This window comes from Campylobacteraceae bacterium, from assembly GCA_013215945.1.
GTDB lineage: Bacteria > Campylobacterota > Campylobacteria > Campylobacterales > Arcobacteraceae > NORP36.
Genome location: JABSOM010000010.1, coordinates 41,840 through 56,813 on the forward strand (window position 1 = coordinate 41,840; position 14,974 = coordinate 56,813).

At 27.1% G+C, this 14,974-nt stretch carries 12 protein-coding genes; 3 read left to right on the forward strand and 9 right to left on the reverse strand.

What is annotated here, in order from left to right; translation table 11 throughout:
• Positions 1-103 precede the first annotated feature (103 nt).
• Positions 104-2,503 (forward strand): diguanylate cyclase, encoded by a 2,400-nt coding sequence (locus HRT41_11195; GenBank protein ID NQY24585.1) that lies wholly within the window; start codon positions 104-106, stop codon positions 2,501-2,503.
• Between the two features lie 21 nt (positions 2,504-2,524).
• Here HRT41_11195 and HRT41_11200 read toward each other — a convergent pair whose 3' ends face one another.
• From HRT41_11200 to HRT41_11220, 5 genes are all read right to left on the reverse strand, one after another.
• Positions 2,525-4,150, reverse strand: a complete 1,626-nt coding sequence (locus tag HRT41_11200) for a HAMP domain-containing protein (protein ID NQY24586.1) — start codon at positions 4,148-4,150, stop codon at positions 2,525-2,527.
• A gap of 98 nt (positions 4,151-4,248) precedes the next feature.
• Positions 4,249-5,208: a hypothetical protein gene (locus HRT41_11205; protein ID NQY24587.1), complete on the reverse strand. Its 960-nt coding sequence runs from the start codon at positions 5,206-5,208 to the stop codon at positions 4,249-4,251.
• A 9-nt stretch (positions 5,209-5,217) separates the two neighbouring features.
• The gene (locus tag HRT41_11210; protein NQY24588.1) at positions 5,218-6,177 is read right to left on the reverse strand and encodes an ABC transporter substrate-binding protein; all 960 of its coding nucleotides are present in this window, start codon (positions 6,175-6,177) and stop codon (positions 5,218-5,220) included.
• Positions 6,178-6,472: 295 nt separating this feature from the next.
• Positions 6,473-7,108, reverse strand: a complete 636-nt coding sequence (locus HRT41_11215) for an N-acetylmuramoyl-L-alanine amidase (protein ID NQY24589.1) — start codon at positions 7,106-7,108, stop codon at positions 6,473-6,475.
• A 28-nt stretch (positions 7,109-7,136) separates the two neighbouring features.
• The gene (locus tag HRT41_11220) at positions 7,137-7,970 is read right to left on the reverse strand and encodes a LysR family transcriptional regulator (GenBank protein NQY24590.1); all 834 of its coding nucleotides are present in this window, start codon (positions 7,968-7,970) and stop codon (positions 7,137-7,139) included.
• Between the two features lie 104 nt (positions 7,971-8,074).
• Here HRT41_11220 and HRT41_11225 point away from each other — a divergent pair, with 104 nt between their 5' ends.
• Positions 8,075-9,358, forward strand: coding sequence for a serine dehydratase subunit alpha family protein (locus HRT41_11225; GenBank protein NQY24591.1), 1,284 nt, complete (start codon positions 8,075-8,077; stop codon positions 9,356-9,358).
• 76 nt (positions 9,359-9,434) lie between these two features.
• Here the strand turns inward: HRT41_11225 and HRT41_11230 are convergent, their stop codons facing one another.
• The 4 genes from HRT41_11230 to HRT41_11245 all read right to left on the reverse strand — a co-directional run bounded on the left by HRT41_11230 (position 9,435) and on the right by HRT41_11245 (position 14,134).
• On the reverse strand, positions 9,435-10,139 hold the full coding sequence (locus HRT41_11230; protein NQY24592.1) for an endonuclease: 705 nt from the start codon (positions 10,137-10,139) through the stop codon (positions 9,435-9,437).
• Positions 10,140-10,279: 140 nt separating this feature from the next.
• Positions 10,280-12,940 carry an MCE family protein gene (locus tag HRT41_11235; protein NQY24593.1) on the reverse strand — a complete coding sequence of 887 codons (2,661 nt, stop codon included), beginning with the start codon at positions 12,938-12,940 and terminating at the stop codon, positions 10,280-10,282.
• Positions 12,941-12,942: 2 nt separating this feature from the next.
• Positions 12,943-13,542 (reverse strand): paraquat-inducible protein A, encoded by a 600-nt coding sequence (locus HRT41_11240; protein NQY24594.1) that lies wholly within the window; start codon positions 13,540-13,542, stop codon positions 12,943-12,945.
• On the reverse strand, positions 13,532-14,134 hold the full coding sequence (locus HRT41_11245; protein ID NQY24595.1) for a paraquat-inducible protein A: 603 nt from the start codon (positions 14,132-14,134) through the stop codon (positions 13,532-13,534). Before HRT41_11245 ends, HRT41_11240 begins: the two co-directional genes overlap by 11 nt.
• A gap of 107 nt (positions 14,135-14,241) precedes the next feature.
• On the opposite strand from HRT41_11245, the gene HRT41_11250 reads away from it, so the two are divergent.
• Entirely contained in the window at positions 14,242-14,904 is a 663-nt protein-coding gene (locus HRT41_11250) for a DUF3313 family protein (GenBank protein ID NQY24596.1), read from the forward strand.
• Positions 14,905-14,974 lie beyond the last annotated feature (70 nt).

Genomic DNA, 14,974 nt, shown 5'->3' on the forward strand with positions numbered 1-14,974 from the left:
TAACCCTATCATCAATAAATAATTTGAATATTAAAATAATTCACTGCTTATAAAGTAGATTTATTGTATTTTAAATATTTAATAATTCCAAAAAGGAGAAGAAATGTCACAAAATAAACTTTTTACAAAAATTCTGATGCTCTTTCTTCTTCCTGCTCTTGGTACATTTCTCTTTACCTCGCTTATGGTTTATGAAAAAGTTAAAGTCTTTGATCAAATCAAAAATATGCACACAAGCCTTGATTATATGAAGAATGTAAAAGACTTAATGGATTCTTTGCAAAAAGAACGAAGTATTAGTTCTATTTATTTACTTTCAAAAAAGTTCAAATACAATTTAAACAACCAGCGATTAGAAAGCAATCAAAATGTTGAAAATATAAAAAAATTTTTTACAAATAATAATAGAATAAAGAACAGTAAAAAAATCGAACAACAACTAGAAGAATTATATACCCTTAGAAATGAAATTGATCGTTTTTCACTTAAACCTTATGATGCAATTAATAGATACATTTACATCAATAAACTTTTATTAGATTCTACTATCTCAATAAAATTAGAACATGCTTCATACTTATTTAATAGAACATACTTACATCTCAATAATTTACTTACTATTAAAGAATATGCTGAAATAGAGATTACGTTTATGACTATGATTAATGAAAAAAAACTTGATCAGATTAAAATACATAACGATTTAATTAACGCACAAGCGGTTCAAAAGATACATTTAAATGAGTTTTTACTTCGTGCGAGTAAGGAAGATATTAATAAATATAAAAACCTTATTGAAAAACCTTTTTCCACACAATTAGAATTTATACGAGAAGAGTTTAAAATTGTTTCTTTTGAAGATGTGATTTATGTTAAAAACTGGTGGGAAATATTTAGAAGCAGAACATTTAACTTGAATGAAATGTACGATTTTTCTCTTCTTAACGCAAAAGAAGAATTATTAGCTTATGAAGAAAAATCAAATAATAAACAACAACTAAGCTTTTTATTTTTATTTTTATCAATAATCATGACTATTATTCTATTGTATTTATTAAAGAGTATTACAAAAAAAGAAGAAAAAAGTTTTAATGAAGTGGATACTCAACATGAAGTATATAAACTCCTTAATAAAACCAATAAAATCTTATTAAAAATAAAAGAAGAGAAGGTTTTATTTAACGGTTTATGTTATATGATTTCAAAAAATAAAAACATGAGTTTTGCACTGATTTGTAAAGGTGACAAAAAGATACATGCTAATTCAAGTCCCTTAAAAGACTATGTTAGTAAAAAAATCAATACACCCATCATTTATAATAAAAGTTTAATTGCAAAAGTATTTGACAGTGGAGAAGGTATTATTATTGATACTTTTGAGAAAACAGAAGCTTCTATTTTAGCGTCTGTTGCAAGAAAATACAATTTAAAATCTGCAGCAGCATTTCCTATCATAAAATTTGGAAAAGTTTATGCAGTACTTATTATTTATTCTAATAAACTTTCATTTTTTAATAATGAAATTGAGATACTGTTTGATAATATGATTAATGATGTTTCACATACCCTAGAAAAAATAGCCTATGAAGATATGAGAAAAAAACAAGAAGATGAATTACGTATTGCTTCTTATGCTTTTGAAACCAATGAACCAATGTTAATTACAAACAAAAGCTCTCATATTATAAAAGCGAATCAAGCTTTTTGTAATGTTTTAGGATATAGTTTACAAGAACTAGTAAAACAAACACCCAATATGTTTAAATCCAATTATCATGACAGTGATTTTTTCAAAAATATTTGGAATGATTTATCTCTTCACGGTTCTTGGTCAGGTGAGTTATACAATTATAATAAAAAACATGAGCTTCTAGCTTTACGCTCAACGATAACTGCGATTAAAGACAGTAAAGGTGAAGTGACACATTATCTTGCCCAATATTTAGATATATCAAAAGAAAAAGAAAAAGAAAAAGCACTGGAATTTATAGCCACCCATGACAACTTAACAAAACTTCCTAATAGATTTTTACTTATGGACAGATTAAAACAGGCGCTTTTAAAAGCAGGAAGAATCAAAAATTATGCTTGTATTTTATTTATTGACTTGGATAATTTCAAAGAAACCAATGATACCATGGGTCATGAAATTGGGGACAAACTTCTTATTTTAGTTGCAAATACGCTAAAAAGAACACTTAGAAAAGAAGATACCGTAGCAAGAATTGGAGGGGATGAATTTATTATCTTAGCTCAGAATTTATCAATTGATTATGAAGAAGCAAAAGCTTATTCAAAAGCACTTGCTAATAAAATTAAAGCTGCTCTAAATGATATAAAAAAGATTGATCAACACACGAATATAGTAACACCTAGTATTGGGATTACACTTTTTAACGATAATAAACAAAAAGCCAATGAACTTATAAAACAAGCAGATAAAGCAATGTATCAAGCAAAAAATTCAGGTAAAAACACTTCTTCTTTTTATGAGCAAACTTAAGAAGCTAAAAAGGCATAAGAGTTAAAGAGAAAGTGGAATGATAATTTTAAATAATACGCCTTTCCCTTCTTCACTAACACAAGTTATTTTTCCTTTTAAATTATTATTAATAATATTGTAAATAATATTAAGTCCTAACCCAGTTCCTCCACTTTCTCTATTGGTTGTAAAAAATGGATTAAAAATTTTTGACAAATGTTCTTTTTTAATGCCTTTACCATCGTCTTTATAATTAATAATTAAATTTTTATTTTTGCTTTCAATATTAATTAGAATACATCCTTTATCTTTTATCCCATATGCATGACGAATTGAATTAATAACAAGGTTTGAAATAACCTGTGAAAATGCGCCAGGATAACTATTAAGCATGATATCACTGTTCCCCTCTACTCTGATGTCTATTTCAGTTTTTTTCGTTATATTGCTTATGCTTAACAAGGTATCATTTATATATTCTTTTAAATTAAAACACCTTTTATCTTCACTGATTTGATCAACAGATACTTGTTTAAAACTTTTTATTAATGTAGCTGTTTTGTTAAGATTAACAAATATCATTTGTGCAAGTTCTTTGGAAGTCTTTAAAAAATCTTCAAATTCTTCTTGACTCATCTCATTTTTATCATAAAGTTTGATTATATTTTTATTCATTTCAATAAAATGAGTAATTGCTGTAATTCCTATTCCAATAGGAGTATTGATTTCATGAGCAACTCCAGCAACTAGCCCACCTAAAGAGGCCATTTTTTCTGATTCAATTAATTTTTCTTGAGTTAGGTTGAGATTCTCTAATATTTGTTCCAATTCTTTATACGATTTTTCTAATTCAGTCGTTCTGTATTTGACTTTATCTTCAAGTATAATATTGTGATGTTCCAATTCTTTAATACTTGTTTTTATTTTATCTCTCATTATTATAAAGTTCTTTGCTAAAATACTAAGCTCAATACTTCCGTAGATAGCAATAGGCGTATCTAAATTTCCAGAAGCAATTTCTTTTGAAACTTTACTTAAAGAATCAATCGGTTTAAGAATGTATCGTACGATTGTAATAATAGATAAAGAAATGAGGACAAGAATAATAAGCAAAGTAATTAAAAATTCATTCCTATAAGCATATAGTTCTTTATATTTTAAAGAAGTAGGTACTTCAAAGCCAATTATCCAGTCCCATTGTTTAAAATGCTTGAAAATTATCCAAATATCTTTTTTATTGTGCATTAGAGTAATATCCCCTTCTTTTAATTCTAATACTGTCAAATAATTTTTTTCTTTTTCATATAATTTTTTGTTTTTTTGTTTGTATTTTCCATGTAAGAGATACTCTTTTTCATCACTAATAACAAAAGGTAATAAAGAAGAATCAAGCTCATTTTTATAAAATATTTCTTTTAATACTTTTATTGTTCCTTCTTGGAAACTTTCTTTGAAAGCAACTTCCATTCCTGTTTTTTTTAAAATATTGTATTTTTGCTCAATTAAAAAAAGTATATTATCTATTTTCTGATTGTATACATGGGCTTGAGAATTATTCACTTTTTCTTTAAAATTATTATAAGAAAAATAAAATAATACTCCCATGCTTAACAATAAAACAATAAGAATAGAGCTTAAAAGTTGTGTTTTTAATGAAATTTTTAACATTTTTTATACTTTATTCTTGTTTTTACATATAATTGCACACAAAATTAATCTTAAAAACACATACTTTATTAATGTTTGATTCATATTATTTCCCTCTTCTAATGAACAATATTCGCATTTTCTAATAATTCAAATGGAAAATGTATATTTAGTTCTTTCATTAGTGCAGCATTAATATACATTTTTGCAATTTTGTTTTTAACATATGCTATATCTTTTGTTTTCTCACCTTTTAAAATACGTATTGCCGTTTTCATTGCCCACTCACCTTGTTCTTCAGGTTTTTTAGCAAAGGTTAATAGGGTAAACCCTGAGACTTGAGAGATTCCTGCAATACTTGGAATTAATGTATTTTTTTTCACAAAAGTCGCTAATTCCTCTCGCACTTCTTTTTTAAATGTATAGGGTGAGAAACTACTCAAAATTAAAATATCTACGTTCTTTTGAAAATAAAGATATTTTTTTTTCCAATCTTCTACATTAGAAACAAAAAGTGCTTCTATGTTTTTTTCGAATTTTTGATGGGCAAGAAATTCTTTTTTATCAGAGATAACATCTGCTCCTAAATATCCCAAGGTATTGCCTTTTGCATATTTTTGTATTATATTTACGAGTCCTTCGATAAATTCAACTTCTATCATTCCTGTTACATTATTTCTCGAAAAGTTATATTCTTTTGCGCTTCCATTAATACCGCAGAAAACAAAAGGCAAAGTAGAATTATTATAATACGGAACAATAAGATATTTTGCCGCATTATCATCACAAGCTATTACTACATCGGGCTTAAAGTTTTCAATTACTTGTTTTGCTTTTAAAGCAGCTTCTTTTTTAAAGGATTCAGAAGGGTTTATTTTGGTATTCATATGGAAAATTTTTAACTCAATTCTTAAAGAACTGTTATTTTTGCTAGTTTTTATTCCTCTTTTTATTCCAGCACTCCATTCATATTCTTCACTATAAGAATCAATAAAAAGTACTCTTTTTGTATCCTCTGCATTTGCAAATAAATAAAATGGAATAAACATAATCACACACAGAAAATAAATTTTTTTCATAATAGTTCCTTATTCAACTATGCTTGCATTTTCTAATAAAGCAAGAGGTAATACAATTTTTAGTTTTTTCATTAACGTTACATTTATATAAATTTCTGCTTTTTTGTTTTGAACTATTTTTATCTCTGAAGTTCTTTTACCTTTTAAAATATCTAAGGCTGTATTAGCAGCCCATTCTCCTTGCTCTTCTGGTTTATTTGCAAAAGTAAGCAAAGTAATTTCACTTCCAGCTTTTACTGTTGAAACACTAGGAATGATTGTATGCTTTAAAATATATTGTTTTAAATATTTTTTTGTAATTGAAGCCCTAAGCTTTGGAAACGTTCCTAATATTAAAATATCTGCTTCTTTTTGAGCCATTACAAAATATTTTTCAAGCTCATTTTTACTAGTAATAAAGTAGGTCTTCACTTTAGTTTTTAGTTTTTTTTCAAAAGTAAGAACTACTTTATGAGAAGAAGCAGTATCATCATTAAAATAAACAATACGATTCCCTTTTGAGTATTTTTTAATAACCTCTATTAATTGTGGAATTAAGGTTACTTCTAACATGCCAGTAACATTTTTATTAGAAAAATTATATATCTTTGCACTGCCATTAATTCCACAAAAAACAAAAGGCAAAGAACTGTTTAAATAATAAGGAACAATCACATACTTAGCAGCATTGTCATCTGAAACAATGACTACATCAGGCTTAAAACTCTCAATTATATGTTTTACGTTTAAACCTGCTTTTATTTTAAATTTTTCAGAATAATTTAATTTTGTATTCATTTCTATTATTTTTAAGTCAATTTTCATCTCTGATGCTCTTATTGTTTTTTCAATAGCTTTAGTAATACTATCACTCCAAGCATAACCACTGTGATAAGAATTTACATACAATACTTTTTTTATTGTTTCACTTTTTGCATAAATATTTAGAGGTACAAATACGATTAGCAAAATATACAAAATATATTTCATTTTTTCTCCTTTAGATTAATTATTAAACGAATAATATTTGAATTTTTTAATAAGTCAAAAGGAAGAAAAAGAATCACAATAAATAAAAATTTTTTCATTATAATACATCCTTTAATAAATAATTAAATATATTATATACTCAATTGGAATTATTTTACTTAAGACAGAAGTTTATATCAATATTTTTAGTTTTGCCAAGTAAATAACAAGTGAATACTCGTACTTTTTTGAAAAAATACAAAAACTATAATTATTTACTAAGAATTTTGTTTTAATTGGCAAGTCTAAAAAAATATTACTTCTTATTTTCTTTAAGTTTTACTCGCAGTTCTTTCATAAATCGTAAAGAAGGGTCGTGTTTGATTGTTCTATATGAAACATCTTTTTCTAACCATAAAGAATGTTTTTCATATCTTTGATATTCAGAATGAGCAATGAGGTAAGTAATACTTGAATATTTTTTCTTAAGATATTTAATAAGTTCACTATTGGCTTCTAATTGTTTTTGGCTTAGATTATCTTCAAAATTTTCACCGCCTACATTCTCAATACCAATACTGGAATAATTAAGACCAATTACATGTCTTGCCATAGTTGTTTCATCCATCATTTGATAAATACTACCATCTCTATCTACTAAAAAATGTGTTGAAACATTTAATTTACCTGCTTTTTTTATATCGCCTCTGTCATTTGGTAAAACAGAAGCATAAAAGCGCATAAAGGAGGTGTTAAAATCATTGATTCCTGTATGGTGCACTACTATAATTTCAGGCTTTATTTTTATATTGTTTACTTCAAGGGAATAATGCGATTTTATATATTCTTTTGTAAGTTCTACTCTTTTATTATCAAAAATAATTCTTTTTTGAATAATATCAATAGCAAAAAATTCTGACAAAAGAAGGAATATTAGTATTATAATTTTCATATTCTATTGTATCTTTATCAACGTATTTTTATTCATCTAAAGATACTTTCTTTAAATAAGTACTTATTTTGGGTACATTGTTTTTTCTACAAACCAAACAAGTAGGAATATTTACAATACTTTTATCTACTTTTGTAATTTTTACTTTATTTAAATAACCATATCGTTGCACAATTGATTTAGGTAAGATAGTACTTCCCATTCCAAGCTCCACACAAGCAAGAATAACTTCAAAATTAGCCATTTCTAAGACTTCATAATCACTAATACCCAAATATTCATAATAGATTTTTGAAGCATTAAAAAAAGCACAAATACCTTCATGCCCTAAAATAGTCTTCTTTGAAGCTTCCTTTTTTGATTCTATAAATAATAAATCATTGTCAAACTTTTTTAATAAGATTAAATTTTCATGTTTGGGTTCATTATTAATAAAAGCAATATCCACTTTGTATTCCAATAACATTTGCGTAAGCGCTATAGTATTATTGGTAACCAGTTCTAATTTAATTTCGCAGTGATCTTTATTTAATTTTTTTAATAAAGGAATGAGTCTCATTTTTGTATTAGAATACGTAGAGCCTATTATAAGTGAGTCTTGTTTTTTTATATTTCTAATCTGGGACGTAGCTTCTTTTACTTTATCTACTATTTCTTCTGCTAAAGGTAAAAGTTTTTCTCCTTCTTTAGTTAATAATACTCCTTTAGGAACACGATGGAAGAGCTCAAATGAAATATTCTTTTCTAATTGTTTGATTCGTAAACTTACATTTGTTTGTGTCACTTTTAATTTTTTAGCAGCCAGACTAATACTTTTTTTCTTAGCCACTTCTACAAAAACCTTCAAAAGATTTGAATCCATATAATCATCCTTTATATAATCAATAATTATTCATTATTTGACATAGTATAACTAATAGTAATACAATGTCAAATAAATAAATCATATTAGACAAGGGAAAAAATATGGATAAGCAAAAAATACTAAATATTTTAAGAGAAGAGATTGTACCTGCACAAGGTTGTACAGAACCAATTGCAATAGCTTATGTTTGCGCAAAAGCAAAAGAAGTATTGGGTTATATGCCTTCAAAAATTGACATTTATGTATCTGGAAATATGATAAAAAATGTCAAATCAGTTACCATTCCAAACAGTGAAGGCATGGTTGGAATAGAAGCAGCAGTAGCATTAGGCCTTAGTGCAGGAGATTCTAAAAAAGAATTAATGGTAATTAGTGATTTAAGTAAAAAAGACATACAAAAAGCAAAACACTACTTAGACACTCATACTATAAATGTAATTCATGATAAAAGCTCTGTTAAACTTTATATAAGAGTAGAAGCTTTTTACAAGAATGATTTTGCACTCGTTGAGATAAAACATTTTCACACCAATATTACAAGAATTGAAAAAAACAAAAAAATTCTAGTGGAACAAATTTGTAATGATATTGATTTTAAAACAACTAAAGATGATCGTGCAGATTTAAGTATCAAAACTATTTATAGTTTTGCTAAAAGTATTGATACAAAAGAAGTGGAAGACTTATTTGATCAAGTAATACGTCTAAATTCAAGTATTGCAAATGCAGGGTTAAAAGAAGAATTTGGGGTTAACATAGGAAGTTTGATTCAAAAAAATATGAATGAAGGTTTTTATGGAAAAGACATACGAAATAAATGTGTTTCTTTTACAGCAGCAGGAAGTGATGCACGAATGAGTGGCTGTTCTTTACCTGTTATGACCACAAGTGGTAGTGGAAACCAAGGAATGACAGCTTCTTTGCCTATTATAAAATATGCCCAAGAAAAAAAGTTATCAAAAGAACAATTAATTAGAGGCCTAGTATTTTCTCATCTTTCAACCATTCATTTAAAAACAAGTGTGGGAAGACTTTCTGCTTATTGTGGAGTAATGTGTGCTGCTAGTGCTGTTGCAGGTGCAATTTCTTTTTTAGAAGAAGCCACTTATGATACCGTGGCAAATTCCATTAGTAATAACCTTGGAAATGTTTCAGGCATTATTTGTGATGGAGCAAAAGCATCCTGTGCAACTAAAATTGCCACTGGTTTATATGCTGCGTTTGATTCCTCTATGCTTGCATTAAATCAAAAATACTTACAAGATGGAGAAGGTATTATTTCTTCGAATGTAGAAGCTACCATTAAAAACATTGGGGTATTAGCACAAGTAGGTATGAGAAAAACAGATGAAGTTATTTTAAATATTATGCAAAAAAAGACATAAAAACTTTTCTTTCATAAAACCGAATAAGAAATATTTTTAGCACAGTGATGCTAAAATTTTCTTATTCGTCCCTACTCTAAATTTTTGCTCCCATAATGTACTTATTCCCCTGCCCTTGCAAACGAAGTAATCTGCTGTTTTTTAATATTTCCCATTCATCAATGGGATCGAGTTTATTCCATGCTTTCATCATATTTTTTTCTTGTTTTGACATTCTAATATTATATTTATCGCTCATATAAAAATATATTCTTGCAATGTCTCCTTTAATTTCATCTCGAACATAAGCTCTTCTCTTTTTAAAATCAATTTGTACTTCACAAATACCGTATTGTTTAACATGAGGAGAGAGTGCTCCAAACCTATAGTTAGACCTATTGGCATTAACTTCGCCAATTGCTGGTACTAAATTATGCATATCTGCTTCCATGGCTTTAAAAATCTTGTCTTTTCTACAGGCTTTTCTTCCACCTTTTTTCCAACAAGAAAGATGTTTTCCAAAATTATGTGCAGGCATAATATGTTCCCATTCAATACGCTTTGCTCTTATATTTATTTTTCCTGATTTATAAAAAGGTTTTCTAGCAGAATAATACTGTTTATCTTCTATTATCAGAGTTTTATACTTGCCTTTTATTCTTTTTATTTCATAAGGGTTTGAACAATAAAAAGAAAATTGTTTGTCAAAATATACCTTTTTTAGGAGTATTTTTTTAGATTTTGAAAAAGAAGTAGCGCTAAGAGAGAAAACCAATAACAGTAAAGATAATAAAATATTCATAAAATTCCTTAAAAAAATAAAGCGTATTTTAGCAGGATAATTTAAAACAGAAGAGAGTTAAGAGAAAGTTGTTTCTTGAATAAAATATATGCAAACAAAAAGACACTCTGTTAAAGCAGTGCCCCATAACAAAAAATATATTATTTATATATTTTGGGATTCCACTTTAACCAAGCCTCATCTAAATCAGGCTCCAAAATATACTCTTGCATAGAAAGAGATTGTTTGCCATATTTTGTGGGTGTTACCATAGATAAACCCCCATTTATAAGTGTTTCAAGAGTTTCAGTTTTGATTTTTGCTCCAAATAAATAAAAATCAATTCCAAAAGCACCTGCATTATAAAAAATTGAATTTTTTCTTACTAAATGTTTATATTTAGAATCAATTAAAACTTGTAATTTTATATGTGTGCTGTCTTTTGATAGCGTATATTTTTCAACTGCCCCAATTTGCAATTGTCTATAATAAACAGGTGTATTTTGTTTTAAAGAACTTTTCATATCCGCATGAACAACAATTCTCAAAGCTTCATTATTATAGTTTTGCAAAGGTGTATAAGGTAATAAGGTAAATTGTTTTGTTTGAAGAGAAGATTGTCCTTCAATAATTGAAATACTAGGGCCAAAGAGTGCCGCTTTTGGATTTTCAATTTTACTTAGACTAAAATTAAAATTGTTAAGATAAAAAATTGTATCTTTTCTAAGTAGTTTTTTATGTGTTTTAAGAATATCTACTTCTGCTTTAATCTTATTGTTACTGCTAAACGCTAGTGTTTTTATTCTTCCAATAACGATATCTTTATAAAGAAGTTTACTTCCTTTTTTTAAATCATATCCTCTTGTCATGAAAACAGATACTTGAGTATATTTTTCTTCTGCTTCTTCTAGGTTTTTAAAGTATTTAAATCTGTGGTCTTTATTTGCTTTTTCTGCTTTATCATTCAAAGTGATAAAAGATAACGCACCTTTGATTAAAGTATCTAAAGACTTAGTTTTGATATTAATCTTATCTAAGGAAACGTCAATATCAATGCCTCCAATAGAATAAAATCTTGTTGTAACATTAATAAGTTTTGAAAACTCCGCAAATATAAAAAGCTCGATATCAATCTTTTTACTCTTTTTATTGTATATACTACGTATTACTTTCCCTACTTCAATCCCTTTGTAATATATAAAGTCATTTTTCGTCAAGGAAGTCAACTCCTCTACTTCAATAGTAAATCTTTCTGCTTTTTTTTGAAGATATTTTTCATCTAACATAGTCTTTCGGCTGTTTAATAATTGAAAATACCTTGTAGTACTCTTTTCTTTTAAGTGGGGGGTATCAAATGAAATAGCTGCTTTTATATAACTTTTTAAGGGGGCGCTTTTAATGTTTATTCCACTTAAGTTTGCATTTATTTCAATAGGGGATTCTAAATAAAAAAGAGAAGAATCATTAATTAAATATCGATATTTCCAAAAGATTTCTAATCCAATTTTTATCCCACTTCCTTTTTTATATAGTTTTTTATATGTGACTGTTCCTACTTCTATATCTTTAAAATATACAGGCGAACCTTTACTCACTTTAATACTTTCATTTGTTCTAAGAATTACGGAATACCTACTAATCTTTTTTGCTTTTTCATGCAGTTCAAAGTTATATTTTACCTGCATCATTTTTTTTGAAACAACTTGTAACTCTATATGATTACTTTTTAGAATATTGGTAATTTTTTCAATATTATCAAATGATAATTCTGGTTTATTAATATAAAAGTAAGGTTTATATTCTAATAAATAGAGATAGTCTTTCTTAAATTTAATAAAAAAATTTGTTTCTTTTTTAGAGGCTATAAAATCTGCGCGTACCACTTTTCCAACAAGAAAACCCTTATAAAATACTTCCTTCAAACTTTTGTCTAAACCTTTTGTTGCGTTCTGGGTCAAAATAATGTTTCGATCATCAAACAATATTTCATCTTTTGAGAGGTGCAACTTAAATGTCTTACTCTTAATTAAAGGACTATCCTCTTTTTTTGAATCAAAAGTAATTCCTCCAGCTATTAGTGTTGCTAAACTCTCAATTTTTAACTCTATTTTGCTTAAAGAAGCTTTTAAATCAACTCCATTAATTTTCCAAAAATGGCTGTTTTTTTTCACTAAATGTTTGTATTCATTTTGAATAAAAATAGTATAAAATATTTGATCTTCATTAAGTGATTTTTTCAATATTTTTCCTACCACAAAACTTTTGTATAATACCGGTGCACCTATAGATAAACCAGCACTTCTTGCGCGTAAGTTAAGAAAAATACCCTTATTTTTCAATAAAGAAATGGGTTTGTTCTCTACTGCTTTAAATACCTGTTTATTTTTATTTTTGTAAATTTCACTAAGTTTATCGGATTGAGGAGAAACTTCAATATACACGCCACTTAAAATTGTATTTAAGCCCGATATTTCAGTCAAAGTTGCTTTTGGTTCGACTTTCCAAAAAGTACTTCCTTCTTTTGCAATAATTTTTTTTACTTTTTTATTAATATTTATGGTGATTATAAATTCATTTAAATTATTGTAATTTATATTGATTTTTGAAACAATTCCTATTTTAATACCTTTGTATTTTAAAGGCGTTTTACCCACAGTAAAACCATCTGCACTCTCAAAATAGACTACAATTTCTTCATCTTGTTCATTCAAATGTTCATATACCATCCAAGAAGAAAGTAACAGTGCGATAAAGGGTAAAATCCAAATAAGTAAAATAAAACTTCTTTTTTTCTTAATACTTTCCGTATTATCTGTTTTCATATTTAATCCTCATCCCATAATAATCTTGTATCAAAACTTTGTGTTGCTAATATTGTCATAATCACTACGACAGTAAAGGCAGGGGCTGCTGCACCCGCACTTATACTTGTCAAATGCCCAAATTGTACGATAACAATCATTAAAGCAACAACGAAGATATCAATCATGGACCATTTCCCAATAAAGTGGATTATTCTGAAATATTTAATTGCTGTTCTTGCGAACTGTGTTTTTTTAAAATACACAACAAACAATAAAGCAAATAAAACCATCAATTTAAAAATAGGAACCATAATACTGGCTATAAAAATAACCGCAGCAATACCATATGATTTGCTGTCAATAAAATACAATATACCATCAAAAATAGTACTTGAATCAACAGTTCCCAAAGTATTTACATGCATCATAGGCAAAACATTTGCTGGTATGAAAAATATAATTGAGATTAATGTAAAACAGAGCGTTTTAATAAAGGCATGTTTTTTTCTCTGAGTCATTGCGGAATTACAGTGTGTACATAGAGTATACTTCTTATTAAATATACTCCCACAATGGGTACATACCACTAATAAGAGATTTTTATCTGTATCATACTTCATTTTTATTCCATATATCATAGGGGTTAAAAAAGTTAATTGTTATAAACATAAAAACCAAAAAAGCACAAAAAAAGTACAAGCCTGTTTCTACGTGGAGAGTGGCCATTTTATTTAATTTAATAATAGAAACAAAAATACTAATCAAATACACTTCAGCCATTTGCCATTCCAAAAGATATTCATACAATTTAAAGAATCCAGAAACTTTTTTATGGGACGAGCCATTTTTTAAAGGTATTAAAATAAATAAAATTAAAAGCAACATTATAAAAGGGATAACTATTCCGATTAAAGTAATAAAAATGGATACCCCAATATAACCATTGTCAAAGAAAATAAAGACGGTTTCAATTAATGTTGTTGTTTGTTCTAAATCGAAAATTTTTAGTGTTATAAGAGGTAAAGTAATAGAAGGGAAAAATAATATTAAAGAAGTAAGTGTCATTAGAATAATAGTTTCATAATCTTGTCCAAATTTATAAACGCAAGCTTTGCATCTGGGGCAAATAAACTGATGCGTGTAATCTGCTTTGGGTTTATTTAAAATAAGGCCGCATTCTTTACAGGCTATTTTATGTTGATGCATTTTCATGGATATATTCCTATACATTATTATAGCAATATATTTTATTATTATATAATTATTTTTAGAAGACATAAAGACTATAAAGCTACAATTGAATAACAAAAGGATTCTTAATGAAAAAACTTCTATCTACCTCACTCTTTACTGTTGCAATTAGTTTCTTGTTTATAGCGTGTGCTAATCAGCCTACTACAAGTACAATAATTAGCGATACGTCCATGCTTAAAGCATCTCCTTTTAAAGATGGTGCGCATTATTATTTAAAAAAAGGGGTGAATTTTAAAAACTATAATAACATTGAAATACCTGCTATTCCTATTATTAAAAGTGATAAAAAAGATGCTTCTCTAGATGAAGCTTTATTAAATTCGATTTCTGTTTATTTTAGAAAATCTCTTTTATCTGAGTTAAATTCAGTTGTAAGTAAAAATTCAAAACAAGGTACGCTTACGATTGAAGTCTCTGTTACCTCTTTAGGAAAAGAATTTAAAGATTTAAAATTTTATCAATATATTCCTGTTGGTTTGGCGCTTACAGCTCTTAAAAGAGGCGCAGGATTTGAAGATAAAAACTTAGTTATTGGTATTGCATTAAAAGTAACAGATACAAAAACAAAAGAAGTCTTAGCTATGGTAGTTGATACAGATATTAAAGAAGGTATTAAAAGCGATCAAAAGATTAAGTTATCAGATGTAACTCCATCATTAGACAAATGGGTTAAACATTATAAAATAAAATTACAAGAATTATTAGACAACAAACACTCTAATTTATAAAATTCTCAAAAATAAAGAAGGTATGTAGAGATACTAATACATAACTTCTTAATTTTTTAACATTAAAGAC